Source organism: Pseudoalteromonas sp. Ld20 (assembly GCF_045064175.1).
GTDB lineage: Bacteria > Pseudomonadota > Gammaproteobacteria > Enterobacterales > Alteromonadaceae > Pseudoalteromonas > Pseudoalteromonas neustonica.
The window spans coordinates 1-25,199 of sequence record NZ_JBISHB010000004.1 but is presented as its reverse complement, the minus strand read 5'-3'; the positions used below and the strand labels follow the sequence as shown (position 1 = coordinate 25,199).

Genomic DNA, 25,199 nt, shown 5'->3' with positions numbered 1-25,199 from the left:
AGGACCTCGAGCACGATATAGAGGAATAAGACTCAATGAATATGATTTAAATCGTACAGCCATGATCACTAATTTACATATATCACTGAAATTAGCTGCATGATTTTTAAACTATATGGTGCTCTAGGGCGTGTTGCGCTAGTGATTGGCAGCTTTTGCTGCATTAACTGAAGCCTGACTAGTCAAAAACTGAGTGAAACATGGATTGTGTGTTTCATCTTGTACACTGTAACCAAGACGGTTTAAGTGCTCGTTAAATATCTCATACTGACTTGGTTCAATTGCAAAACCAGCCAATACATTCCCCATAGAGCCACCATGGTTACGATAATGAAATAACGTAATATTCCAATTACAGCCCAAAGTATCTAAAAAGCGTGCCAATGCACCGGGATACTCAGGGAACTCAAAGCGCAGTAAACGCTCATGCATTTGCTCCGGTGCTTTACCGCCGACCATATAACGCACATGTAACTTTGCTAATTCATTATCTGATAAGTCGCAAAATTGGTAACCATTAGTTGCTAAATCACCTTTGAGTTCATCCAGCTCCTGCTGGCCTTGACGTAGTGCAATACCGACAAATATTTGCGCTTCGCCCGGGCCTGCATAACGGTAATTAAACTCTGTAATGGCACGCCCCCCCAATGAAGCGCAAAACTGCTTAAAGCTGCCTTTTTCTTCATTGATAGTAACGGCTAATAGCGCTTCATTTTTTTCTCCAAGCGCCGTGCGTTCAGCAACATAACGTAAGCGATCAAAGTTCAAATTAGCGCCAGACAATATAGCCGCTAAATGCAGGCCTTTATACCCCGTTTGTTGGCACCACTTTTTTAGCCCTGCCGTGGCTAATGCCCCTGAAGGCTCTGCAATAGCTCTGGTTGATACGAAAATGTCCTGCATCGCTGCACATATTTCATCGCCAGTTACTGTTACCACCTCATCACAAAATTTTTGCGCTAGACGAAAGGTTTCTTTACCTATAATTTTTACTGCTACGCCGTCTGCAAAGCTACCAACGCGCTCAAGCTCAACGGGCTCGCCAGCTTTAAGTGCCGCTTGCAAACACGCACTTTCGTCGGCTTCGACGCCAATAACCTTAATATCAGGACGTAATGACTTAATATAAACGGCCATACCAGCGAGCAATCCGCCACCGCCAACAGGAATAAACACCGCATCTAATTCATTAAGTTGCTGCATTAATTCTCGCGCTACTGTGCCTTGTCCAACAATAACATCAGGATCATCAAATGGAGGGACAAACACGCCATTTCGTTGTTCAGTTAATTCCAGTGCGTGTGCTTTTGCAGCATCAAAGTGATGACCATGTAATATCACTTCACCGCCAAGTGCGCGCACTGCATTAACTTTTATTTCAGGTGTAGTAAGCGGCATTACAATGGTCGCTTGATGGCCCAAATGTGACGCACTGAGCGCCACACCTTGAGCATGATTACCCGCAGAAGCGGTAATAACTACCGAGCCTTTTGGTAACTTTACTAGTTTGTTATACGCGCCGCGCAATTTAAACGAATAAACCGGTTGCTGATCTTCGCGCTTTAACCACACTTGATTACCAAGGCGAGTACTAAGCTCAGCCATGTCACTTACATCAGTGACCTTAGCCAGTGGCTCCATATTCGCTTGGATTATAGCGCGAAAATAATCGAGCTCTTGAGAAACCATAATTAGCTAAGCTCCTCCAGTTTGGCTAAGTCACGCACCGCACCTTTATCGGCACTAGTGGCAAGCAGCGCATACGCTTTTAACGCAGATGATACATAACGCTCACGATCCAGTGGTTTATACGCTTGCTTACCGCGCGCAAGTTGCTTTTCTTTACGTGCTTGCAGCTCTTCATCACTAATCGCTAATGTGATCTCACGGGTTGCGATATCAATAATGATTTTATCACCATTTTCAACATAGGCTATCGCGCCGCCACTAGCCGCTTCAGGTGAAACATGACCAATAGATAAACCAGATGTACCACCAGAGAAACGGCCATCAGTGATCAAAGCACACTTTTCAGCGAGGCCTTTTGATTTTAAATAACTGGTTGGGTAAAGCATTTCTTGCATACCTGGGCCACCTTTAGGTCCTTCGTAGCGAATTACTACGATGTCACCAGCTTTTACTTCATCATTTAATATACCGTCAACCGAATCATCTTGAGATTCATATACCACGGCGGTGCCTTCAAAATGCAGCATTTCATCAACCACACCCGCACTTTTAACAATACAGCCATTTTCGGCCAAATTACCCGACAATACTGCTAAGCCGCCGTCTTGACGAAATGCATGTTCAACACTGCGTATACAACCATGTTCACGGTCATTATCCCCTTCATCCCAACGGCACTCTTGGCTCATTGCTTTAGTAGTACGAATACCCGCAGGGCCTGCACGATAAAACTTTTGTGCAACTTCATTATTAGGATCTGTCGCATCCCATTTTTTAACCAGTTCACCCATCGTCATACCAGCAACATGATTAACCGATAAGTCTACTAAGCCCGCTTTGCCAAGCTCACGTACTATCGCCATCATGCCACCCGCTCTGTGCACATCTTCAATGTGGTACTCAGGAGTTGCTGGCGCAACTTTACATAAAAATGGCGTTTTACGAGATAATTCATCAATGTGCGACATATCAAAATCAACCCCAGCCTCTTGCGCCGCTGCAAGTAAATGCAATACGGTATTTGACGAGCCGCCCATGGCAATATCAACAACCATTGAATTCATAAAAGCCGTTTTGTTAGCAATCGCACGAGGCAATACATCGTGGTTATCTTTTTGATAATACTCACGGCATAAATCAACAATGCGTGCACCCGCTTCAACATACAATCGTTTACGATCTTTATGAGTAGCAAGCGTTGTACCATTACCAGGCAATGCTAAACCTATTGCTTCGAGTAAACAGTTCATTGAATTAGCCGTAAACATGCCTGAACATGAACCACACGTAGGGCAAGCCGAGCGCTCCACTTGCTCTGAGTCTGCATCGCTTACACTTGGATCCGCACCTTTGACCATGGCATCAACTAAATCTAGCTTAATATCAATATTCGCAAGTTTAGTTTTACCTGCTTCCATTGGCCCGCCAGAGACAAATATGACGGGGATGTTTAAACGCAGTGCTGCCAACATCATCCCTGGAGTGATTTTGTCGCAGTTTGAAATACAGATCATCGCATCAGCACAATGACCATTAACCATGTATTCAACTGAGTCAGCAATTAAGTCGCGTGAAGGCAATGAGTACAGCATGCCGCCGTGGCCCATCGCAATACCATCATCAATTGCAATTGTATTAAATTCTTTTGGCACACCACCCGCTTGAGTGATGGTTTCAGCCATCAATTCACTGAGTTGGTTAAGATGAACATGACCTGGCACAAATTGTGTGAACGAATTTACAACGGCGATAATCGGTTTGCCGAAATCAGAGTCAGTCATTCCTGTTGCACGCCATAATGCACGAGCACCTGCGCGCTTTCGTCCTTCCGTAGTTGTTGCACTTCTTAATTTAGCCATAGTTACCTCAGTGTTTGCAGCGACCAGCATTTAGGACGCTGACTTCCTCATTCTTAAATTTTTATTGTTAATTAGCACATGCCTATTAACGCTGTTGATTTTTTATAACAAGTTACATTGCTTGTTGTTGTAAATTTTCCAATGTCACATTTTTAACATCCACCAGCTTATTAAGCTGCGTGGTTAATAAATAAATAGGTTTATCACTGTCGACTGTCATTGCGACATGGTATTGGCCATCATCCATATTGAGTTGAAAATGGGTTAAATCAAAGCCACGATGACGCACAACGCGTAAAAAGCGTTCAACAGCGATACTTTGACTCTTTAAAGATACGGTTAAACTGTGTTTCATTTTGCACTCTCCGTCATCATTTCATCATTTGCAGCACCTGGTGGAACCAATGGCCATACATTTTCTTTATCATCAATACAGGCATGAACAATATAAGGACCTTTACTGCTTATTAGCGCGCTAATAGCATCATCAACTTGATTTGCGTGGGTAATTGTTTGCCCTGGGATACCAAATACAGCAGCCAGTTGCACAAAATCCGGATTGTCTGATAAATCGGTTTCGCTGTAGCGCCCTTCAAAAAACAGCTCTTGCCATTGACGAACCATCCCCAAACGTTGGTTATCAAGTATGAGTATTTTTACAGGTAAATTGTTACGGCGGATAGTCGCAAGCTCTTGAATGTTCATCATGATAGAACCATCGCCAGATACCGTGATTACAAAGTCATCTGGACGCGCTACTTGCGCGCCTATGGCGGCGGGCAAACCAAAGCCCATTGTACCCGCGCCACCACTGCTTAAATGGTTACTTGGATGACTAAATTTCATATGCTGCGCCACCCACATTTGGTGCTGACCCACATCGCAACACACCACACCTGTTTTTGGCATACGCTTACTAAGTTGGTTAAGTAAATACGGGGCGAATACTTTATCGCCTGGGTAGTCATAACGCCATGCATGCTCAATGCTCATTGCTTTAGTGTGATCACGCCATGCTTGCTCAGTCACAAAACACTCAAGTTGCGGTAATGATGTTTTTAAATCTGCAATTAATGACGCTCTAGCGGGTTTACGCTTACCCACTTCAGCGGCATCGATATCTAAATGGATTACTTTTGCTTTGGCTGCAAATTTACCTAAATTACCCGTCACACGGTCATCAAAGCGTGCGCCTATGCATACCAACACGTCACATTCTTGTACTGCAAAGTTAGCCGCTTGCCCGCCATGCATCCCAAGCATGCCCAGTTCATATTCGTACTCAGGCAATACACTACCCAGTGCTTTTAAGGTTGATACTGCTGGCATTTGCGTTTTATTTAAAAATTGCATTAACTCATTTTGCGCACCCGCCGCTTGAACACCGCCGCCAACATAGGCAACGGGGCGTTTTGCTTCGCTTAATAGCTGATTAGCTATAGCAACTTGATTTAAATCTAGTTCTGGAAGGTAATCATCAGCTGCTAACCAAGGTTTGAATGGCACTTGCGCCATTTGAATATCTTTAGGGATATCAACTAACACCGGACCTGGACGGCCACTTTGTGCCAAATGCATTGCTTCTTGGAGTATTTCAGCTAAATCTTCAGGGCGTTCCACCATATAACTGTGTTTAGTACATGACAGTGACATGCCCAGCACGTCTATCTCTTGGAATGCATCTGAACCGATTGCGGCTGTTGGTACTTGACCTGTGATAGCAAGTAGCGGCACCGAGTCCATCATTGCATCAGCCAGGGCGGTAATTAAGTTAGTAGCACCAGGGCCGGAGGTCGCAAAACAAACCCCTAACTTACCCGTGCTGCGAGCAAACCCGACAGCAGCAAAACCAGCCCCTTGCTCATGGCGAGTCAAATAATGCTTCACTGGCGCGCCGTACAACGCATCGTAAATTGGCATGATGGCTCCACCTGGGTAACCAAACACTTCATTTACGCCATGTTTGGCTAATAAATCGATTGTTAACTCTGCGCCTGTCATTAAATAACCCTCATTCCTCAGTGACATTTTAAAGCTCAATAACCTGTTCTAAACCCTGAAACTAAAAAGCCCCCCGACTGTTAAGGCGGGGGGCTTTATCAATGCTTCACTTTCTTAAAGCACTAAGTAGCCCCCGCGGTAATAATAATCACCACGACGTTAATTAGGACTAGGTTTAGTGCGTTTGTAAGCATGTAATAAATACCAAAAATTTGTTGAATTAGGCAAGGGTATCAATTCCCCCGCTGTCTTTTTATATTAGTACCGCGATGAGCAGCTCAAGTCAACCTTAAAATCAATCCAAAAAGAAGAGATTGACATCATTTAAAAGGTATAAAAATCCAACATAAACCAATAAATAGATTTATTTTTCCTATATTCGAAAGTATTGATATTTCATACCCCGTTATAACCAATTAACGGTTTGATTAATTTTTGTGACTGTTTCAATAAATTATTCTTTTTAAGCGACTAAATCAGTCTAATTCAAAAAACCAGAAAAAATACCACACCAGCAGCAACGTCTTCAGGTAAAGAGTAGTTTCTCCTCAGCGTTTCTTAAGTCTAATTAATTAATATAGCGAGGTTATGTTTACAGAGTATTGCTATGTTAGATTTAATTAAAAGATTACCCTCGCTTAAAGTTACGACCAATAATAAACATGTCTATTTTCACTGTAGCGCTAACGTATTTATTATAGTGCTAGCTTGTTACTACTGTTTAGTGATCAACATACCTTTTATAGAAGGTGCATTTACGGCAATTACTGCTTTAAATTCATTTTCATGGTTATTTCTGCTGTCTGTACCACTTTTGTTAATGTGTTTGCTGGTGCTGTTTTTCTCACTGCTTTCCACTCGCTGGCTACTAAAGCCCGCCGCCTACATACTGTTAGTGATTTCTAGCGCCGCGCTATATGGCTCTGTTAATTACGGCGTGGTGTTTGATTATTCAATGATTCAAAACACTTTTGAAACCGACGGCAAAGAAGCAATGAGCTACTTAAATACCCAGCTCATTGGCTTTTTAATGTTGTTTTGCGCCATACCGCTATTTGTTTTGAATAAAGTGAAAATTAACTTCAATCGCCCACATCAAGAGCTACTCAGTCGTAGCAAGCTAGTTGCCGGCTGCTTAGTGCTCATCGCACTTGTGGTCGTTAATTTTTATGCTGATTACGCTGCAACTGGGCGTAATAATCGGATTCTGAAAAAAGAGCTCATTCCATTTCAATATTTAACGAGTAGCTATAAATATATCCGTGATCAATGGCTATACAAAGATATGCCATTTAAACAACTTGATACCAATCCACTATTAGTTAAACCAAGCCAAACACGCGTTACCGTGATTATGGTAGGCGAGACAGCCCGCGCTGAAAATTTTAGCTACCAAGGCTACCCTCGTAATACTAATCAATATACGCAACCGTTGGGCGTGCATTATTTTAATAATGTGGCTTCGTGTGGTACAGCTACCGCAGTGTCTGTTCCTTGCATGTTTTCAGCTCAGCCACACGCCGCATTTTCTCGTCGCGACACTGACAACCAACAAAATATACTTGACCTAGCTCAAAGTGCGGGAGCAGATGTACTGTGGATTGATAATAACAGCGGCTGTAAAGAGGTATGCAACCGTGTTACTACAATCAACAATGAAGCAATTAAAACCCCTAATAATGCTGCTTTTTGTCAACAAGCACATTGTTACGATGAAGCGCTAATTGCACCTTTACGACGCAAATTGGCAAACCTTAGCCACGCTAATACCGTTATTGTATTGCATATGATGGGCTCACATGGGCCTACGTATTTTCAGCGCTATCCTGAACAATTTAAACAATTTACCCCCACTTGTGATCGCAGTGATATTCAAAACTGCTCTAGCACACAATTAACGAATACATACGACAACACCATTGCCTATAGCGATTACGTAAATAGCTTGGCCATCGCACAACTAAATGCGCTCCCTGACAATATAGAAAAAAGCTTTTTATATATTTCTGATCATGGTGAGTCTCTAGGTGAAAATGGTGCGTATCTGCATGGTTTTCCATATCGCTTTGCCCCTAGCGGCCAAACTCATGTTCCTCTTTATATTTGGGCTGATCATACAAATCAAGGCATTACAAATACATGTATAGCGCAAGCAAACCCAACGCAAAGCCTTTCTCATGACAATATTTTTCATACCTTAGTGAATTTAATCGGCATTAACACTCTCACTTACCAACAAAATTTAGATGTACTTGCCCATTGCCAGCCAATCACCCAACTTAAACATCACAGCGAAGTAATCTTATGAATAATAAAACAGTGATAAAACGCCACGGACTAATGCGCCTTATATTTACCTTACGCCATACTTTTAATGGCTTAAAATGGATGAGTAAACACGAGGCCGCATTTCGCCAAGAGCTCATGCTATTTAGCCTGCTAGGACTGTACTTATGGCTTCAAACGATCCCGCTATCAGATAAGTTACTATTAGCTGCCAGCCTTTTATTTGTGTTGTTTGCAGAGCTCGTTAATACCGCAGTTGAAGTGGTAGTCGATCGCATTGGGACTGAGCACCATGAGCTGTCAGGACTCGCCAAAGACATCGCTTCTGCGAGTGTATTTATTGCCATGCTTATTTGCGCTGCAATTTGGTGGGCACTATTATGGGCTTAGTTAATCAAACCGCGTTTACAGCATTTAAAAATCGTCTTGGTCCATACTGGGTATTACTGGTGTTTTTTGCTTTATCGCTCTGTATCCTCACACTCGCTCGCTTTAGTCTGAGCATATGGCAAGGCGAAAGAGTTTTTAGCTCCCACGCGTGGATGTCTATTTTTATAGGTGGTTTACGGGTTGATATCGCGACCTTAAGTTATATTTTAATGCCTGCATTATTACTTATTATTGCCAGTACTTTATTCTCCAGAGAACATGTTATTCGCGTTATCATTAAATACTATTTAGTATTCATGGCCGCTTTATTAATCTTTTTTGAAGTGATCACACCAACCTTTATTAACGAATACGACTTACGTCCAAACCGCTTATTTATTGAGTACCTCATTTACCCTAAAGAAGTCTCAAAAATGATTTTTTCAGGTTATAAAATTGAAGTATTTATCACTTTACTCGTGTTGGTTTTAGGCGTGAAGCTAGCCACTAAAATTTTTTCAAGTCAATGGCGTAGTCAAAGTAAACTCTCAGCTATAACGCATACACTCCTAATTGTAAGCTTATTGTGCTTAACTGTATTAGGTGCACGAAACTCGTTAGGGCACCGCCCACTTAACCCTGCGATGGTCGCATTTTCCACTGATCATTTATTAAATGACCTGACATTAAACTCACTGTATAGCGTCGCCTTTGCAATTAAACAATTAGGCAATGAAAAATCCAGCCAAGATTACTACGGCACAATACCTGAACCAGAGTTACTCAATTTAGTCAGAGCAGCAATGCAAAACGAATCTGCATTATTTAACGATACAACAGCACCAACAAAAACCTTTCATAGCGCTAGCAACCAAGGCAAAGCAAAGAATTTGGTGATCATTTTACAAGAAAGTTTAGGTGCACGTTACGTGGGGACATTAGGTGGCTTACCACTGACACCAAATATTGACGCGCTCTATCAACAAGGTTGGGGGTTTGATAATTTGTACGCCACTGGCACTCGTTCCGTCAGAGGCATTGAAGCTGTGATCACCGGCTTTGTGCCAACCCCTTCACGTGCCGTTGTCAAATTAGATAAATCACAACGAGACTTTTTCACTATCGCTGATTTTCTTGCCAAGCGGGATTACCACACACAGTTTATTTACGGCGGTGAAAGTCATTTCGATAATATGCAAAGCTTCTTTTTAGGTAATGGTTTTAAGCAGATTATTGATAGTGATGACTTTGCTAATATTGACTTTAATGGCTCGTGGGGTGCCTCAGATGAAGATCTATTTAACCAAGCCGATATAGAATTAAATAAATTGCAGCAACAGAATAAGCCATTTTTTAGTTTAATTTTTTCAAGCTCAAACCACAGCCCTTATGAATTTCCTGATGGTAAAATCACTTTATACGATAACCAAAAGCAAACTCGCAATAATGCCGCTAAATATGCAGATTACGCATTAGGCACTTTTATTGAAAAGGCAAAAAAATCACGCTACTGGGAAGATACCATCTTTATTGTTATTGCTGATCATGACTCACGTGTTTCTGGCGCAAGCCTTGTGCCTATCGATCACTTTCGTATTCCTGCTGTTATTTTTGGTAATGGCATTACCGCTAAACGCGACCACCAGCTAGCAAGTCAATTAGATATCCCAGTGACACTGTTATCACTTATTGGTGCCAGTGGCGAACACCCAATGATAGGTCATGACCTATCGCAAACAATGCACTCAGATAAACATCGCGCGATAATGCAGTACGATAAAAACTTTGCTTATATGCAAGGCAATAAAGTCGTCATATTACAACCACAAAAACCAGCTACAACGTACACTTACACACAAAATAAACTGGTGCCGACTAGCAATGATCCAATAATGGTCAAACAAGCGTTAGCTCACGCTAATTTAGGCAACCTTGCCTACCAAAAAGGTTGGTATCATTAATTTAAGCAGCTTGCTACAGTTAAAAGCTAAAGATTATGTTTTATAAAAGCTAACAGCATGAAAATACTAATAATCGAAGATTCAGAGCCGCTAAGGCGCAGCCTTCTCGTGGGGCTAAACAATTTAGGCTTTACCGTGGATGAAAGCGGCGATGGCTCTGAAGGTTTGAGTATGGCGCTATCAAGTGATTATGACTTAATCATACTCGATTTAATGCTACCCAGTGTTGATGGTATGAGCATATTACAAGCGCTAAGGAGTACGCCCAGCCAAACACGGGTATTAATTCTCTCAGCACGCAGTGAAGCGCACGATAAAATAAATGGCTTAATGAAAGGCGCTGATGATTACCTCACTAAGCCATTCTCGTTTGAAGAGCTGCATGCTCGAGTGCTTGCGTTGTCACGTAGAGGGCAACTACAAAGCCAACAAAATACATTACGTGTTGGTGACTGCGTATTAGACTTGAGTTTAAAAACGTTTAATTATCAGCAGCAGTCAGTCAATATCACTCGTAATGAATACAAAATTATCGAGTGTTTATTTAGCGCAAAAGACAGAGTCCTTGGGCTTGAAATGATCAGCGAAGCCGTCGTTGGGCAATTTGATATGCTCTCAAAAAACGCGCTAGAGGCGCATATTTCAGCCGTTCGTAAAAAAGTGCGTCTATTAGGCGGCGAACTACCAATAAAAAATAAACGTGGATTTGGCTATGTCGCCTCAGAAAATTAAAATTCATTCAATTAAACGTAAACTCGTAAATAATATCAGTGCGGTTATATCCGTTATTTTAGTCACTATTTTTTTAACCGTGGATTTAAGCGTTGATGGCTGGGTTGAAGATCAATTTAATCAATCTCTTTCAAATAAATCGAACTATTTAAAAACATTGGTTGAGGACGATAACGGCATACTAGAGTTTGATTTTGCAGGTGAGTTTATGTCTGAATACGAACAAGCTAATGCCACAGAGTTTTATCAACTATGGCATGAGCAACGTACTTTTGAAAAATCAGATTCATTAGCGTTATACCCATCCGTTGAACTGCCTAATTTAGACATTCCAATCAACGAGTTTAAAATTATTGATTACGTATTACCTAATGGTGAAAGCGGTCGCGCCATGATCAGCCATTTTATTGCTCAAAAAGATGACGATCTCCCCCAAGATAATAATCACTTTATGACAATGACATTAACGATTGCAGCGCCTACCGCCGCTTTAAATAAAGTACTGATTATTATTGATGTGGTGTTTGTACTCACCTGTATTATTGCTGTTTTTGGGGTGCGCTATTTAGTCACGCGCATTGTAAGTCGAGGGCTTTATCCGCTAAATAACTTAAATGAACAAATTAAGTTATTGGATATTACCGGTGCATCACAAACAATAAAAAGTGATTTTCCTGTAGAGGAAATTGAGCCGATACGTAACGAGCTCAATAAATTTATTACCACCAACCAGCAGCTGTATCAAAATGAAAAACGCCTCACAAGCGATATAGCCCACGAGTTAAAAACACCTATTGCTGAATTAATAAGCTTATCTGAAGTCGCACTGCGTTATCCTAACGATGAACGAATTAGCGCCACTTATACCAGTGATATACTGGCGATTTCGGTGCGAATGAAAGCCATTGTAAATAACTTATTGTTATTACAACGCGCTGGAAGCAGTTCGATAGAGCTAACCAAAGAAATCATCACTCTGGCTGATTTTATTCAACAAACCTGTAACGAATTAAATTTTAAACACCCAAACATTAAGCAGCGTTTAAATCTTACAGTTGTACCGACAGCTCGCGTTGTCGCTGATCGGTTTTGTTTGCATACTATTTTATTAAATTTACTCGATAATGCCTTATTCTATGGCTTAACCACTGATCCTATCAACTTACACGTTGAGCAATCACCTGATAATACAACAATCACCTTATGTAATACCTTGGTAACACCTTTAACGGCTCAGCAGCTGGAAGCTATTTTTGATCCCTTGTACCAACTTGATAGTTCAAGAACAAATAACCAACGCCATGGCTTAGGATTAGCGATAGTTAAAAGCATTTGTACACTTAATAAATTTACTATCAAAGCAGAAAATAAACCAGACTCCCGCTTAGCCCTAATTTTAATATTACCCAATTAAACATATTGGTTTAAGATGAACGCATACCTAAACAATAAGGACAATTATGAATTTTACACAGCGTATTAGCAGCTACTTTATTTTATCTCTTTTACTGTGTGCCAGTTTTGCCAGCCATAGTGAGCCTGGCCTTTGGAAAATAGAAAAAAACGGCATTAACTCTTACCTTTTTGGCACCGTGCATGTAGGTGATACCTCCATGAAAGGACTTCCTAAAAAAGTTATCAAAGCAATTGATGCCAGCGAAAAAGTAATTGTAGAAGTTGATATCAGCGCTATTAGCCCAATCGAAATGCAGCGCCGTTCAATGCCTTTTATGATGCTTAAAAATGGTAAAACACTACAGTCAGAGCTCTCTGAACATAACTACAAAAAGCTCAAAGAATACTTCGCCAAAAAGTCGATTGATATTGCAATGTTTAACAACTTAGCACCGTGGGCCGTTATGGTCACTATGATGCAAATTGAATTTCAAAATGCTGGATTCTCAGATCAAAATGGCATTGATAAGCAAGTACTTGCTTACTCTAAAAGCAATGGCATTGCTATTGGTGAGCTAGAAACCCTTGAGTATCAAATGGAAATGTTTAATCACATGTCTTTATTAAGCAATGAAATGATTGAAGAAACATTTGAGCAACTCGCTGATGTTGAAACTTACTTTATTACCTTAGTAAATGCGTGGAAAAATGGCGATATGACAACGTTAACCAAGTATTACAATGAAAGCTTTGATGACAGCAGCTACGGCGAAATCAGTGAACAGGTCATGCTCATTGAGCGCAACAACAACTGGGTGAAGGAACTCACTCCTCGTATTGGTAAAGAAAAGCTATTCATTGCAGTCGGCGCACTGCATTTACCAGAGCAACACGGTTTATTAAAGCAATTTAAAGATCACGGTTTTACCGTCACTCGACTGTAAGCAACCACGGATAAACAATCCAGCCGCTTGGTTATTAATAGCCAAGCGGGCTGCTTTAACTTCAATACCGATTTGATTACACATTTAAACATACCAATAATAAGCGCTAAATTACCCTCACTTACTTCTCATTCTTTCCTCTTTGCGCAAAAAAAATTAAGCGAATTATTTTCAAAAAGATTAATAGGCGCTGCGCTTAAGAGGTAAAACCTAAGTTAGTATGTTAGGTAACTAAAAGTCAGGGATTGGCGTAGGTCGTGCTTTAGCGCGTAAAATACAATAACTAAAAACTGTCGCCATAAATGACGACCTACCGGATGAGCATTCTTTCCTCTTTATGCAAAAAAATTTAAGCAATTATTTTCAAAAAGATTAATAGGCGCTGCGCTTTAGAGGAAGTGAACGAATTTGTTTATTGATTTAGAATTGACCATCATTGTATAAAGCGGCCAAAAAGACTACTAGCGCCTATCGACTGGTTAAGGCTTATATCTATTAGGCATTCTGACTAGTATAAACCTCTCAATTCATAGCCTAATTGTTCATGCAACTTTTCATAAATATCTGAATAAGCAACATAATGTGTTTCAGCATCGCATTCATTTTTAGACCTATTACACTTGGTTGCTGCTGTTTGTAGTTCATCTAATTTATTGCGTAGTTTGTCGTTTGATACACGCTGAATTAAAATTGATTTTTTTGAATTCAACTCAAATAATTGTTCATCTAAATTTTCAGGAATATGCTCTTTCCATTCACAAGTTAAGTCGTAAATGTTCATTTTTGATCGATATGAGCGAGAACAGGTGAGAATATATTTTCGAATTTCAATTTGTAATTCAAGTAACGTTTCTCTTTGGAATACTCTTGCACGTTCTTCTCGATCTTGAATTTTGGTGTTTCTTGAAGTTTTATATGTAATCTAATTTGTCATCGCGGTAGTAGCAATACTTGCTGTAACCCCTACAAGCATACCAGCAAACCCCCAAGTCATTGCATCCATAGTAGCTCCATGTGATATATCTAACAATTCAATCAAAGACCCTTTCTCTTTTAGACAAAAGGCGCGTACCCTTATATACATTACTCATTAATAACAAATTATGTAACTGTTTACTATCCATATACTTTAAGCCAGTTTATTTTTATTGATTGAGAAGTAAGTGTATTTCCCTCATTGCTTGGTTTGGAAGGAAACCAAGCGATACGACTTATGCCTGTAAATTTAATGCCGAGTAGCTTTGGCTTTTCCTAATGCCTAGCATCTAGAACCTTTTCTTTGCTAGTAAAATAATAGAGTTGCTGTAATTGCGGATTTTCCGGCGCCATTACCACCTAATAATACCCAATGTTCACCACTGTTTACTTGCCAGCTTATATCTTTCAGCAGGTAACCATCTCGCTCTTCAGCGCCTAACCGAGCTGTAATATTTTGCAGTTGAATTGATTGCACTAAATGATCCTCTACGTTATTTAACCTGAAAATACATGACTTTGATAAAGATAACTACTGATGGTAAAAATTAATTTAAACCTTTTTAAACCTTTTTAAACGTCACTGCGTCTAACTTATAAACCAACTAATAATGAGCAATACTATGAACAATTTTTTACTTTTCACAGCCGCCAGCGCACTATTAACAACCAGCGTTTTTGCTCATGCTGAGCCACATATTGAGCAAACATTTAATATTTCAGGGCAACAGCAGTTGGATATTAATGTCCCTGTTGGCAGTTTAGAACTGACGACTCACCAAGGCTCTAATGTTAAAGTATCGATAGAGTTTAAAGCTAAAAACAATAACGGATTCAAATCTGAGATTGATCTTGAAAGTATCACGTTAGATCATCAACAAAACGCCAATAAATTAAGCCTAAATGTAGATAATGACGACATCCAACAAAAGTGGGTTGTTAGTTTACCAACGAGCATGGCTATTGATTTAGAGCTTGGCGTGGGCGATATTGAAGTCAATGATTTTGCTAACTCAGCCGATATTGACGTAGGTGTTGGTGCGGTGCGTATTCGCAGCGAACTTGATGATTACAAACGTATTGAACTTGATAGTGGTGTGGGCGACACGCGTGTATCTAACATGAAAAATGATGCTCAGCATACCCGTAAAATGGTAAGTTCTGAAACACTATACCGTGGTAATGGTCAATATTCTATTAATGTTGAAGTGGGCGTAGGTGATATTAAAATCACTCGCTAACCTTGTCAGCAAATAAATAGTTTAGCCCTTAACAGCTTCAATAAGGGCTTTTTTAATATACTCAGCATTAATCGGTTTATATACATGATTATTGACGCCTAATTCATAGGTCTTCTCTAAATCAGCGGTTGAGGTATTTGCAGTGACGACAATAATAGGCACTTGCGATTTTAATTCTTGACGAATAACCTTAATCGCCTGAAAACCATCCATTACGGGCATATTTAAGTCCATAAAAATTAAATCGTACTGAGATTCAGTTACTTTATCCGTTGCAATTAAACCATTTTCAGCCATGTCATAAGTGTAATTTAACTCTGCCAAAATACGCCCTAATATCATTGCATTAAGTGGGTTATCTTCAACAACTAGGCAATGTAAATTTACTGGTAATTGAGTTTCATCACCGGCATTTGCGACTTTAACAGGTAACACCACATGCACTTTTGCACCGTAAGGTTTGTTACTTAAAAATTCGATATCTCCTTGCTGTGCCGAAACTATATTCTGCACGCGAGAGAGCCCCATTTGCAGGCCTTGAAAGTGATTTTGTTGCGTCTCATTTTGTAAAAAAAACGCTGGTGAATCCCCTAAAAATCCCGTCCCGGTATCACTTACTGTTAAATGCAGTTGCTGCATTTTATGTATGGATGCAGATACCGTTATATTGCCTTTATCTGTAAATTTGATCGCATTGCTCAGTAACTCGCCAACCAATTGCTGCAAACGGGGATGATCCAACTCCACATCACAGTCAAGCTCTGGCGATAAATTTATAAATAAAGCGAGTTGCTTTTGTGTGCAAGCAAATTGATACGAATTAACCACCGACTGTAAGATATCTAATACATTCGCACGAGACAATTTGAGTTGCCACAAACCTTTATTTATCAACTGGGCTTCATGTAACTCATCTAACATATTGATAAGGCGATTAGCGCAGTATTGCGCTTGTTGTTTTACAGCCTGTTGCGCTGTGTTAACTTCTAGCTCATCAATTGCATGCATCAACCCTTGTAATGGGGTTCTAAATTCATGACTGGTACGCGCAATGAACCGTTCCTTGTTTTGGCTGATTTGTTCTGCATATTTTTTTTGTTGTTGGTATTTATTTAATGTTGCGATTATTTGACGTTCCATTGGCTGAAAAATAAATTTCAATTCAATCATCAATAGCAGTAATGTTAGTAGCCAAAAAGAGAGCTCTAAATAAGATATTAGCGCTACTTTGTGAGTCGTTTGTTGCTCAAACAAAGTAACTGCGTCGTCTAGTTTAGTTAGTAGTAATTCAGCTTCATCAAGGCTAAAAATATGCAGATTAGCAATATTCGATTCTGACTGTTTTAATATTTGTTGCGCAGTAAGAATATACTGCTCACTTTGTATTGCGAGCATATCAGGCATCGAAAAATAATGATCTTCCAACTCTGTATTTAGATAAAGATAATGACCTTGCTGATCTTGTTTCGTTAAAAATTGGTGACCTTGTTGAAACTCAGTAACTGCATTTTCAAGGGCCTCTTTGTATTTGGGATGCTGTTGTAGCTTATGACTGTCATTTATTATATTGCTATACCAAGCAATTTTTTGTGAGAGCATACGCTGTTTACCTGCAATGTTAATCACCAGTGATTCATCTTTTTGTATTGCAAATAAATACTGCATCAGCAATGCGGCTGCAGTACTGAGTATAGCTATCGCTAGTAATGCCCAGCGGTAACGTGATCGAATATTAGCAATTATCTGTAACATTGCGGGCTCATCTCTTTTTGTCTAAGTGTAGACTACCAATGATAAACAACCACCATTTTACTGTGTATTGTCACTTTAAAGCCTCCCCTTAAAGTGACGCAAATGTTTTAAATTAGCGGTTCTCTAAACGATTATAATCAAACAGTCCATATTCAATCCCTCGATATTGTTTTGCTACTTTGTGCAAAATATCACTGTACAGCCAAAACTCAGGGTTGGTACGACGAATTCCAAACCGGCTTTTTAAAGAGCGATAGTCAGCCTCAACTTGCATCATTGGGAGTAACTGCGCAAATTCAGTCACTTGGTCTTGGTTATTCAAATACCAAATTGCTTCAGGGTAATCACCAATAAAACCAGGCACAATTGTTATTGTGTCTTCGGCAAATGCACGTTGTCCATCTTCATTCAATAAACTCGATATATTAAAGTGTGCATTGTGGTGAATCAAAGTATACGCTTGATGCTCGCCATCTGTTTCTTTTACTAAAACATATGAGACTTGTGGTAATAAATTAATTGCTTTAGCCGGCATTGCGTTCAATTGTTGTAATGGCTCTGGCACTTGGGTGTAATCAAACCGAGGGCTTAATATTGGCTTTAAGGTACTTTTAATTAGCTTATATAATTCATGTTGTTGATCGTTTGTGTTGTACGTAATACCCGTTGGCTGACTAAACTCATCGCCACTTTTAAAGAAGTTGGTTAAACTTGTTGGCGATTTACGATACCAATTAGCTTTTAATTCTTGGCGCTGTTGTTTAGGTAATAATGCTAGAAAGTTTTGCTCTCCCTCTAGGCGTAAAAAGTCCATATACAAACGAGTAAGTAATTGATGACCAACATTTCCATATACATCAAAGCCTGCAACTAACAAGTAATGAATACGTTCAAATAACGCATAATCAAGCACCCACATTGTTTTTGGTTCTTGCCCTATTAAACCTTTAACGACGGTCGCACTATCGAAATGACGAAAAATTGTTAATGCAGCATTGTTATTGGTATTTTCACCACGCCACAGTAGATCGGTCGTTAAATGTTCGCCATTTTTAAACATTTTATTTGCTAATTTAACCTTTGCTTCTAAGTAAGTACTCTGGCGGTTCGCGTATTTAACCCAACTTGAAATTGGTAATGCATTACTTTCTTCAGCTGCAGGCAGTGCAAGCGCATCTTCATGCTGTAGCAGCATGTGCCCAACCTCTGGCGTGGCAACTTTATCAGGATCTGCAAACGCGACCCAAAAATGATCGTTAATAACATTTAACGCTATTTGACCACGACATACAGGCCCTTTAATAAATCCCATTATAATAAGTTCAGCTTCATCAAGCATAAACTGGTATTTAGATTTTACAGGCATTAAAGCAAATACTTTAAACGGGTTTGATGCGATCTCAGGTTTATAACTAGGCATTGCTGTTACGGTATAATCAGGTTCAATAAACTGCGTATATAAACGGGCAAGCTTTGCGTCATCTAATGCTAAAGGTAAATGGGTTTTTGCTAGAATAGTTGATCGCTCGTGCATTAAACGGTAATAAACGCGATCTACTTTAGGGTCATCGTAGGGGCGACGTGTACTAATCAATTTAATATCTTCACCCGGCGGGGTACTGGAACGCACTAACTTAAAAAAACTTTTATTGTCGTCTTTACTGAAGTAAATATTTGCTAAATACCAGTGTTCAAAAATATAACGCGCAGTCAGTTGGTACTTTAAACTATCTTGGTTTAAAAACTGTTCCCACCGTAAAACCTGCGCCAGCGCTACTTTATCCGGCGCTGGGATATGCGCTACTTTTCCGCCTTCTTTTAGCCACTTTTCTAAGTGTTTAAATTCAGTTTGCGTTATCCCTGGTAATCCATAAGGCATACCAGCATGAGGTTGAGCTTTTGCAAAACGATCAAACTCGCCCATTGTCGTACAGCTCTGTTTGCGATCAAGAGAAAAATCAAATTCCTTACCTAGTACTCCTTCTTTCGGTAACGGTGAGCTCATTTTTAAAAGCAAACTATTATACAGCACACTCCCCGCTAAGTTGGCTTGCTCAGTTTGCGCACGCTCGTTCAATACAGGGGTAAAGTTTTTTTCACGCCACTGCTGCGTATCCGTTGCATCAAAAAGCAATCGACTTGGGTTCAAGGCTAATAAACGCGTGCCATCGTAAACAAGGTCTTTACTTAAGCCTCTATCAATACCTTCTGGCGATGAAAGTTTTAATTGGCAAGGCGCATCATAACAACCATGGCACACTACGCAGCGCGTATCTAATAATGGTTTTACATGCTGCAGAAATTCAGCTCCGCTGCCTGTGTTATGTGCAACTATTCGTGGTTGAATCTGTTCTTGGCCAAATATTTCATCGTAATGCGCAGCGCCTAAATAGGCGCAGCCACTCATTACTATTACCAAAAAGCTTACTAATAGAGACTTCTTCATTTTTTACTCGTCCTCATCCCCAAGATCAAACGTCGGCATCATATCCATTTGCGGTGATACAAATGTTTGCCCTGAATCCGTATCAAGCATCGCGCTCAATAGTGGACCGTGCGTTAACGTTAATTGGGCTTGATGTTCGTGGTTAAGTAAGTCTAAAAATAAAGGCGAGCTTGCCTCTAGTTGATAATCAGTAATGCTAATGCCAATACTGCTGTCTTCGCCCGGGTTTTGACACAGCTGGGCTAATACTGTTTCGTCTAATACCACTGTTAACAGTAAGTCGGGGGTTTCTAAATCGCGTGAATTTAACGTGTCATCAAAAAGGAATAACGGGAGGGTTAAATTACTGTTTTGCTCAAGTTCCATGCTCTGCTCTCAAATACTAAAATCGTTGATATGCCAGCATTATAGCAAAAATAATTTATTTAAAGTAAAACTGGCTTTCGATAAAGGAGCCAGTTTTATTTGTTATTGCGCGGTGCTTACCATGGCAAGGTCTCACCATTTGAGTGCCAAAAGCCTCCCGTATTCGTTATGTTTAATTCATTAATCCGCAGTATTAAACGCCCTGCTGCATCCTCAGGAGAAATATCACCTGCAAAATTAACCATTTGTGTTTGTACAAAACCGGGATGAAATAGCCCAACGGCAATTTTCTTGCCTTTCAATTCATGCGCCAAGCTTACTGATGCAGCATTTAGTGCAGCCTTTGACATTCGATAACCTATGTAACCACCCGAGCCGTTATCAGCAATTGAGCCCATACGACTGGTTATCATCGCTACTTTTGCATCAACACTAAGGCAGTTAAGCAACGCATGAGTTACTCTGATTGGTGCAACTGCATTTATCGCTATTTGTTGGTTAATTGTATCAAAATCAATATCAGCTAGAGTTTCATTGTGGAAAACACCTGCATTATTTATCAACACATCAACTTTTTGGCCCTCTAGTTGGTTGCCAAGCGTTTCTATATCAGCTGAATTAGCAACATCTATATTACTGATCACATTTACACCCAAAGCTTTAAGCTCGGCAGTTGGGCTTCGGACCACGGCTGTTACTGCATACCCGAGTGCCAAATATTGCTGACATAAATTAAGACCTATACCGCGGTTTGCGCCTGTGATTACTACGTGCTTTGTCATACGTTTGCTCCAATAAACAATCAATAGGTAAGACTTTGGGGCAAATATAAATAAAAAAAGCACCATGGTGCTTTTTAATAAATTAGATGAGGGTCTACTTACCCTGCGGGGTTGAAATTTGTTCAATCTAGGGGCGATTTAATCGCGGCGCGAGGTTTGGAATCGAGTGAGCTCGATAACTGCTCCTGCGTTATTCTACTGGCTCACATCCATGTCAGAATAAGTAAGAATCGAGCAAAGCTTGTGCGTCCTGCTCACGCCCCTTACTTACCCCCATGTAGGTAAATAGCCCCGAGTCAGAACCCTTTGGGCAGCGCGTGTTTGGCATTTATGCTGCGTTATCGCCTATTTATGGGAAACAGCACACCATAGGCGCTGCTTTGCCTAAAAACCAAACACACAGCAGCAAATTTAACCTCAAAAGATAAACATACCCTACCTTTACTTTATATCATCCGTTGTGGAGGTAATAATCGAAAACACTGCCCCTTGCGGATCTGTGATCACACTAAACCGACCAACGTCAGGAATATCTGTCGGTGGGACACATATTTCTCCTCCGAGTTGCTGTGCGTTTAATGCATAGCTATCACAGTCATCTACAGCTAAATAAATCATCCAGTGCGCTGGAATTTCCGCAGGCCATTCGTCTGTCATTTCAAGCATACCAGCTACAGGCTTACCATCGACTTTAAACAAAGTATAATCCATGTTTTCCATAGGTGTTATTTCACTTTCCCAGCCTAATAATTGACAATAAAAAGCGCGACTTTTTTCACTATTTCTAGTGGCTAATTCATGCCAATATGGCGTATTTAATTCACCTAATCGCTTACTCCCTTTATGCTGATTACCTTGCCAAAGAGCAAAAAGCGCACCTCCGGGTTCGTTTAATAGCACCATACGGCCAGCATCCATTACATCATGGGGGCCAGCAATAATTTCTGCACCGAGTAACTTTGCTTGCTCTGCCACGCTATCAATATTATCGACGGCTATATACGCCAACCAATGGCTTGGTATATCTGATTGGGCTTGATCCACAGGCATTTGGTACATTGCAGCCACGTCATCACCTTGCTTTTGTAGCATGGTGTAATAAAGATCGTCGCCTATAGGTTGATCATCTGCTCCCCAGCCAAATAGCTCAGTGTAAAATGCTTTACCGTTCTTCCAATCAGATGTGCACAATTCTGACCAACAGAAAACACCGTGTGGATGGTTTGTTATTTTATCGCTCATAGTTTTCTCACTCGTGTTATACATATATTAAAGTTAAAGGAGAAAGCTATATTTGCCAACTTTTTATCACCTTTCCTATTTCGCCACTTTAATAGCCACGACATAAACACACAATTAATTATATTAATCACAACAGTTTAGTAAGAAACATTAGAATTAAATTGGTTTCACCTCATTTTCTGCGTAATTCTCGAGATTGATAAAATAAGTAAATGAATGTATAAATACGAACGATTTTTACTACCCATAACAAATAGCGGAATTATTGTGACCTTTAAATATTATTTACCTTTTCTATTAACGCCTTTAGCTACACTTGCTAATCCTCAAACAGATATTGAACGGATCACAGTATCAACAACACGTAGTACGGCACCGGTAAGTACCGTTCCTGCTACCATTAATGTTATTAGCAGTGAAGATATTGCAAAACAACTTGCGCATACCCAAGATTTATCACAAATTCTAGGTAATTTGTTACCTAGTTTTTCACCAAGTCGCCAAAAAATGACTTCTTCTGGTGAGACATTGCGTGGCCGTGAACCGCTCTACATGATTGATGGCGTACCTCAATCAAACCCGCTAAGAAATGGTTCGCGTGATGGTAATACTATTGATCCTGCGATGATAGAACGTATTGAGGTGATAAGCGGTGCCAATGCAATTCAAGGTATGGGTGCCAGCGGCGGTATTATTAATATCATTACTAAAACACCTGGTGAAAATAACCATCATGTGAGCGCAGGCTTTAGCGCGCCAACCGCAGGGGGAAATGATACACAAAGTTATAAAGCGAGTTATATATTTAGCCAAGAAAAAGATGATCTTAGTATCGTTGCGGGCATTTCAACGCGTAGTACCGGCATGTATCGTGACGGTCACGGTGATTTTGTCGGTGTTGATGGCACGCAAGGTGATACTCAAGACTCAACTAGCCTAGATGTGTTTTTTAAAGCTAAATACCAGTTAGATAATGAGCAAAGCATACACGCAATGCTCAACCACTATAAAATTGAAGGCAAGGGAAATTATGCCGCCATTAAAGGTGATCCCGCTAGCAATCTCCCTACTAGCGCTAAAAAAGGTAATGTTGCGGGTAATACGCCGCGTAACCGTGTAACCACAGCCACTGTTGACTATAACCATAATAATTTGGCAAATGGTCAGTTATCTGTCCAAGTGTTTATGCAAGACTTTGCCGCTATGTATGGCGGCGGTATTTTTGCGACTTTCCAAGATCCAGATTACATTGGTGAACTTTTTGACCAATCGCAAAATAAATCACAAAAATTTGGTAGCCGATTCACGTATGCTAAAGATAATTTAGTTGGCAGCAATTTTGATCTTGTTACTGGCCTTGACTTACTTAACGATGAAACCTATCAGGAACTGGCACAAACAGGCCGTAATTGGGTACCTGAAACCAAATTTACTAATGCAGCGCCTTTCGCGCAATTGCGCTTTGATGGATTTGAAGATTGGACCCTTAACCTTGGCGCACGTTACGAATACGGAAAGTTGAAAATTAATGACTTCACGACCCTAGCCTCATACGGTAGCCAGTTTGTAAAAGGTGGTGACCCTAGTTTTAACGAGTTATTGGGTAACCTTGGTGTGGTTTATAAAGTTACTGATGATTTACGCCTATACGCCAGTTACAGCGAAGGCTTTAGCATGGCTGATGTAGGGCGAGTACTGCGTAGCATTAGCCAACCTGCTTTATCTGTAGAAAGTTTTTTAAACCTTGAACCTGTTATTTCCGACAATCGTGAAATTGGTTTTGAATATTCAAATGATTTATTAAACTTCAAAGCCAGTTATTTTGAGTCGACCTCTAAATTAGGGGCCCGCTTACAACCTAACGCAGATGGTATTTACAGTGTAAAACGTGAGCGGACTGAAATATCAGGCTTCGAGCTTAATGCCCAGTACTACTTAAATGACACCACTACATTTGGAACTAGCTTTGCTGATACGCAAGGTCAATATGATGGTGATGGCGATAATAAAGTAGAAAGCGATTTAGGCGGCAGTAACATTTCACCAACACGTTTAAATTTTTATTGGCAGCAACAATGGTCAAATAATATTGATAGTCGCTTGCAAGTGAGTACCTTATTCGATCGTGACTTTAATACCGGCGGTGAGTTTGATGGTTACACAACGCTAGACTTGTCTGTTAACTATCAAACTGAGCAATTCGGCGCATTTAGTGTGGGTATTGATAACCTTACTGATGAGTTTTATATAACCTATTATGGTCAAACAAATCCATCTGCAACACGTTACTTCTCAGGAACTGGACGTGTTATCAGCGTAAACTGGCAGCTTGGTTTTTAAGCATATACATAACTACTAAATATTAAAAAGAGCACTGCGGTGCTCTTTTTTAATAAATCACAATCTAACACCAATCGGCTTAAATATTTAACCATTCTAACGGACTAAATAAAGCCCTAAATGCGTTAGTAATTTTTCATGTACGACTGCATGGATGCAGGAGGTAGTGCAATGCAGGAGCAATTGCCGAGAACAACTACTACATGTCAAAATTTCTGCCTTGTTATCACTGTATTTATCTTTCGCTATAAATGGTCATTAACTTAACACGATTGGTATAAACGCTTTATCTCCCTCGGATTTTGTGAAATTAAACCCAAGCACCCCAGTAATAAAGTTAACGCCGAGCGACTTAAAACTTACCGCTTAAAGCTTACAGCTCAAATCGCAGGCATTAAAAAAGGCCACCGAAGTGACCTTTTTCTAATAATTAACTTTTAAGTTAATTATTACTCTACGATAGTTGCTACAAAGCGCCTACGTCTAAGGTAATAGCGCCACCTTCACATGACGTAAATCGCAGACATTAAAAAACCCGAGACTATGCTCGGGTTTTTTTAGCATTAATTAGCTAGGCTAACTATTACTCTACAGTAGTTGCTACAAAGCACCTACTGTAGAGTAATAGCGCCACCTTCACATAACGTAAATTTCAGGCATTAAAAAAGGTCACCGAAGTGACCTTTTCTAATAATTAACTTAAACGTTAATTATTACTCTACGATAGTTGCTACAACACCAGCACCTACAGTACGGCCACCTTCACGGATAGCAAAACGAAGACCTTCATCCATCGCGATTGGCGAGATTAGAGTTACA

19 protein-coding genes and 1 pseudogene are annotated in these 25,199 nt (G+C 40.1%); 8 read left to right on the top strand and 12 right to left on the bottom strand.

Going from position 1 to position 25,199, the window contains the following annotated elements:
- Positions 1-138: 138 nt before the first annotated feature.
- From ilvA to ilvG, 4 genes are all read right to left on the bottom strand, one after another.
- Positions 139-1,689: a threonine ammonia-lyase, biosynthetic gene (gene ilvA / locus ACJJVX_RS00130; protein ID WP_054204923.1), complete on the bottom strand. Its 1,551-nt coding sequence runs from the start codon at positions 1,687-1,689 to the stop codon at positions 139-141.
- 2 nt (positions 1,690-1,691) lie between these two features.
- Positions 1,692-3,548, bottom strand: coding sequence for a dihydroxy-acid dehydratase (gene ilvD / locus ACJJVX_RS00125; protein WP_054204924.1), 1,857 nt, complete (start codon positions 3,546-3,548; stop codon positions 1,692-1,694).
- A 112-nt stretch (positions 3,549-3,660) separates the two neighbouring features.
- Positions 3,661-3,903 (bottom strand): acetolactate synthase 2 small subunit, encoded by a 243-nt coding sequence (ilvM, locus tag ACJJVX_RS00120; protein ID WP_054204925.1) that lies wholly within the window; start codon positions 3,901-3,903, stop codon positions 3,661-3,663.
- Positions 3,900-5,549, bottom strand: coding sequence for an acetolactate synthase 2 catalytic subunit (ilvG, locus tag ACJJVX_RS00115; protein ID WP_054204926.1), 1,650 nt, complete (start codon positions 5,547-5,549; stop codon positions 3,900-3,902). Before ilvG ends, ilvM begins: the two co-directional genes overlap by 4 nt.
- A gap of 607 nt (positions 5,550-6,156) precedes the next feature.
- Here ilvG and ACJJVX_RS00110 point away from each other — a divergent pair.
- From ACJJVX_RS00110 to ACJJVX_RS00085, 6 genes are read left to right on the top strand one after another with little or no spacing between them, the layout of a single operon-like run.
- Positions 6,157-7,857 carry a phosphoethanolamine transferase gene (locus ACJJVX_RS00110; RefSeq protein ID WP_054204927.1) on the top strand — a complete coding sequence of 567 codons (1,701 nt, stop codon included), beginning with the start codon at positions 6,157-6,159 and terminating at the stop codon, positions 7,855-7,857.
- Positions 7,854-8,225 (top strand): diacylglycerol kinase, encoded by a 372-nt coding sequence (locus tag ACJJVX_RS00105; RefSeq protein WP_054204928.1) that lies wholly within the window; start codon positions 7,854-7,856, stop codon positions 8,223-8,225. Before ACJJVX_RS00110 ends, ACJJVX_RS00105 begins: the two co-directional genes overlap by 4 nt.
- Entirely contained in the window at positions 8,216-10,165 is a 1,950-nt protein-coding gene (locus ACJJVX_RS00100) for an LTA synthase family protein (RefSeq protein ID WP_054204929.1), read from the top strand. The genes ACJJVX_RS00105 and ACJJVX_RS00100 overlap by 10 nt, the downstream gene beginning before the upstream one ends.
- Before the next feature lie 57 nt (positions 10,166-10,222).
- A complete protein-coding gene (locus ACJJVX_RS00095; RefSeq protein ID WP_054204930.1) occupies positions 10,223-10,897 on the top strand; it encodes a response regulator transcription factor in 675 nt (224 codons plus the stop codon).
- A complete protein-coding gene (locus tag ACJJVX_RS00090) occupies positions 10,878-12,311 on the top strand; it encodes a sensor histidine kinase (RefSeq protein WP_405629449.1) in 1,434 nt (477 codons plus the stop codon). The genes ACJJVX_RS00095 and ACJJVX_RS00090 overlap by 20 nt, the downstream gene beginning before the upstream one ends.
- Positions 12,312-12,357: 46 nt before the next feature.
- Positions 12,358-13,236: a TraB/GumN family protein gene (locus ACJJVX_RS00085; RefSeq protein ID WP_405629446.1), complete on the top strand. Its 879-nt coding sequence runs from the start codon at positions 12,358-12,360 to the stop codon at positions 13,234-13,236.
- A 508-nt stretch (positions 13,237-13,744) separates the two neighbouring features.
- Here the strand turns inward: ACJJVX_RS00085 and ACJJVX_RS00080 are convergent.
- Positions 13,745-14,017, bottom strand: a complete 273-nt coding sequence (locus tag ACJJVX_RS00080; RefSeq protein ID WP_405629444.1) for a hypothetical protein — start codon at positions 14,015-14,017, stop codon at positions 13,745-13,747.
- Between the two features lie 501 nt (positions 14,018-14,518).
- Positions 14,519-14,689 (bottom strand): ATP-binding cassette domain-containing protein, encoded by a 171-nt coding sequence (locus ACJJVX_RS00075; protein WP_082379027.1) that lies wholly within the window; start codon positions 14,687-14,689, stop codon positions 14,519-14,521.
- A 145-nt stretch (positions 14,690-14,834) separates the two neighbouring features.
- On the opposite strand from ACJJVX_RS00075, the gene ACJJVX_RS00070 reads away from it, so the two are divergent.
- The gene (locus ACJJVX_RS00070) at positions 14,835-15,452 is read left to right on the top strand and encodes a hypothetical protein (RefSeq protein WP_054455799.1); all 618 of its coding nucleotides are present in this window, start codon (positions 14,835-14,837) and stop codon (positions 15,450-15,452) included.
- 21 nt (positions 15,453-15,473) lie between these two features.
- Here the strand turns inward: ACJJVX_RS00070 and ACJJVX_RS00065 are convergent, their stop codons facing one another.
- From ACJJVX_RS00065 to ACJJVX_RS00045, 5 genes are all read right to left on the bottom strand, one after another.
- Entirely contained in the window at positions 15,474-17,204 is a 1,731-nt protein-coding gene (locus ACJJVX_RS00065; protein WP_405629442.1) for a response regulator, read from the bottom strand.
- Between the two features lie 112 nt (positions 17,205-17,316).
- A complete protein-coding gene (locus ACJJVX_RS00060; RefSeq protein WP_054204936.1) occupies positions 17,317-19,650 on the bottom strand; it encodes a fatty acid cis/trans isomerase in 2,334 nt (777 codons plus the stop codon).
- Positions 19,651-19,653: 3 nt separating this feature from the next.
- Positions 19,654-20,016, bottom strand: a complete 363-nt coding sequence (locus tag ACJJVX_RS00055; protein ID WP_054204937.1) for a hypothetical protein — start codon at positions 20,014-20,016, stop codon at positions 19,654-19,656.
- A gap of 116 nt (positions 20,017-20,132) precedes the next feature.
- A complete protein-coding gene (locus ACJJVX_RS00050; protein ID WP_405629439.1) occupies positions 20,133-20,798 on the bottom strand; it encodes an SDR family oxidoreductase in 666 nt (221 codons plus the stop codon).
- Between the two features lie 441 nt (positions 20,799-21,239).
- A complete protein-coding gene (locus ACJJVX_RS00045) occupies positions 21,240-22,040 on the bottom strand; it encodes a VOC family protein (RefSeq protein ID WP_054204955.1) in 801 nt (266 codons plus the stop codon).
- Between the two features lie 267 nt (positions 22,041-22,307).
- On the opposite strand from ACJJVX_RS00045, the gene ACJJVX_RS00040 reads away from it, so the two are divergent.
- Entirely contained in the window at positions 22,308-24,380 is a 2,073-nt protein-coding gene (locus ACJJVX_RS00040) for a TonB-dependent receptor (RefSeq protein ID WP_405629436.1), read from the top strand.
- A 713-nt stretch (positions 24,381-25,093) separates the two neighbouring features.
- Here the strand turns inward: ACJJVX_RS00040 and ACJJVX_RS00035 are convergent.
- A pseudogene (locus ACJJVX_RS00035) lies at positions 25,094-25,199 on the bottom strand (elongation factor Tu); the annotation flags it as partial.

Coding starts and splice junctions, on each gene's coding strand:
- ilvA (WP_054204923.1), bottom strand. CDS start 1,689: ATGGTTTCTCAAGAGCTCGATTATTTTCGCGCTATAATCCAAGCGAAT.
- ilvD (WP_054204924.1), bottom strand. CDS start 3,548: ATGGCTAAATTAAGAAGTGCAACAACTACGGAAGGACGAAAGCGCGCA.
- ilvM (WP_054204925.1), bottom strand. CDS start 3,903: ATGAAACACAGTTTAACCGTATCTTTAAAGAGTCAAAGTATCGCTGTT.
- ilvG (WP_054204926.1), bottom strand. CDS start 5,549: ATGACAGGCGCAGAGTTAACAATCGATTTATTAGCCAAACATGGCGTA.
- ACJJVX_RS00110 (WP_054204927.1), top strand. CDS start 6,157: ATGTTAGATTTAATTAAAAGATTACCCTCGCTTAAAGTTACGACCAAT.
- ACJJVX_RS00105 (WP_054204928.1), top strand. CDS start 7,854: ATGAATAATAAAACAGTGATAAAACGCCACGGACTAATGCGCCTTATA.
- ACJJVX_RS00100 (WP_054204929.1), top strand. CDS start 8,216: ATGGGCTTAGTTAATCAAACCGCGTTTACAGCATTTAAAAATCGTCTT.
- ACJJVX_RS00095 (WP_054204930.1), top strand. CDS start 10,223: ATGAAAATACTAATAATCGAAGATTCAGAGCCGCTAAGGCGCAGCCTT.
- ACJJVX_RS00090 (WP_405629449.1), top strand. CDS start 10,878: ATGTCGCCTCAGAAAATTAAAATTCATTCAATTAAACGTAAACTCGTA.
- ACJJVX_RS00085 (WP_405629446.1), top strand. CDS start 12,358: ATGAATTTTACACAGCGTATTAGCAGCTACTTTATTTTATCTCTTTTA.
- ACJJVX_RS00080 (WP_405629444.1), bottom strand. CDS start 14,017: ATGAACATTTACGACTTAACTTGTGAATGGAAAGAGCATATTCCTGAA.
- ACJJVX_RS00070 (WP_054455799.1), top strand. CDS start 14,835: ATGAACAATTTTTTACTTTTCACAGCCGCCAGCGCACTATTAACAACC.
- ACJJVX_RS00065 (WP_405629442.1), bottom strand. CDS start 17,204: ATGTTACAGATAATTGCTAATATTCGATCACGTTACCGCTGGGCATTA.
- ACJJVX_RS00060 (WP_054204936.1), bottom strand. CDS start 19,650: ATGAAGAAGTCTCTATTAGTAAGCTTTTTGGTAATAGTAATGAGTGGC.
- ACJJVX_RS00055 (WP_054204937.1), bottom strand. CDS start 20,016: ATGGAACTTGAGCAAAACAGTAATTTAACCCTCCCGTTATTCCTTTTT.
- ACJJVX_RS00050 (WP_405629439.1), bottom strand. CDS start 20,798: ATGACAAAGCACGTAGTAATCACAGGCGCAAACCGCGGTATAGGTCTT.
- ACJJVX_RS00045 (WP_054204955.1), bottom strand. CDS start 22,040: ATGAGCGATAAAATAACAAACCATCCACACGGTGTTTTCTGTTGGTCA.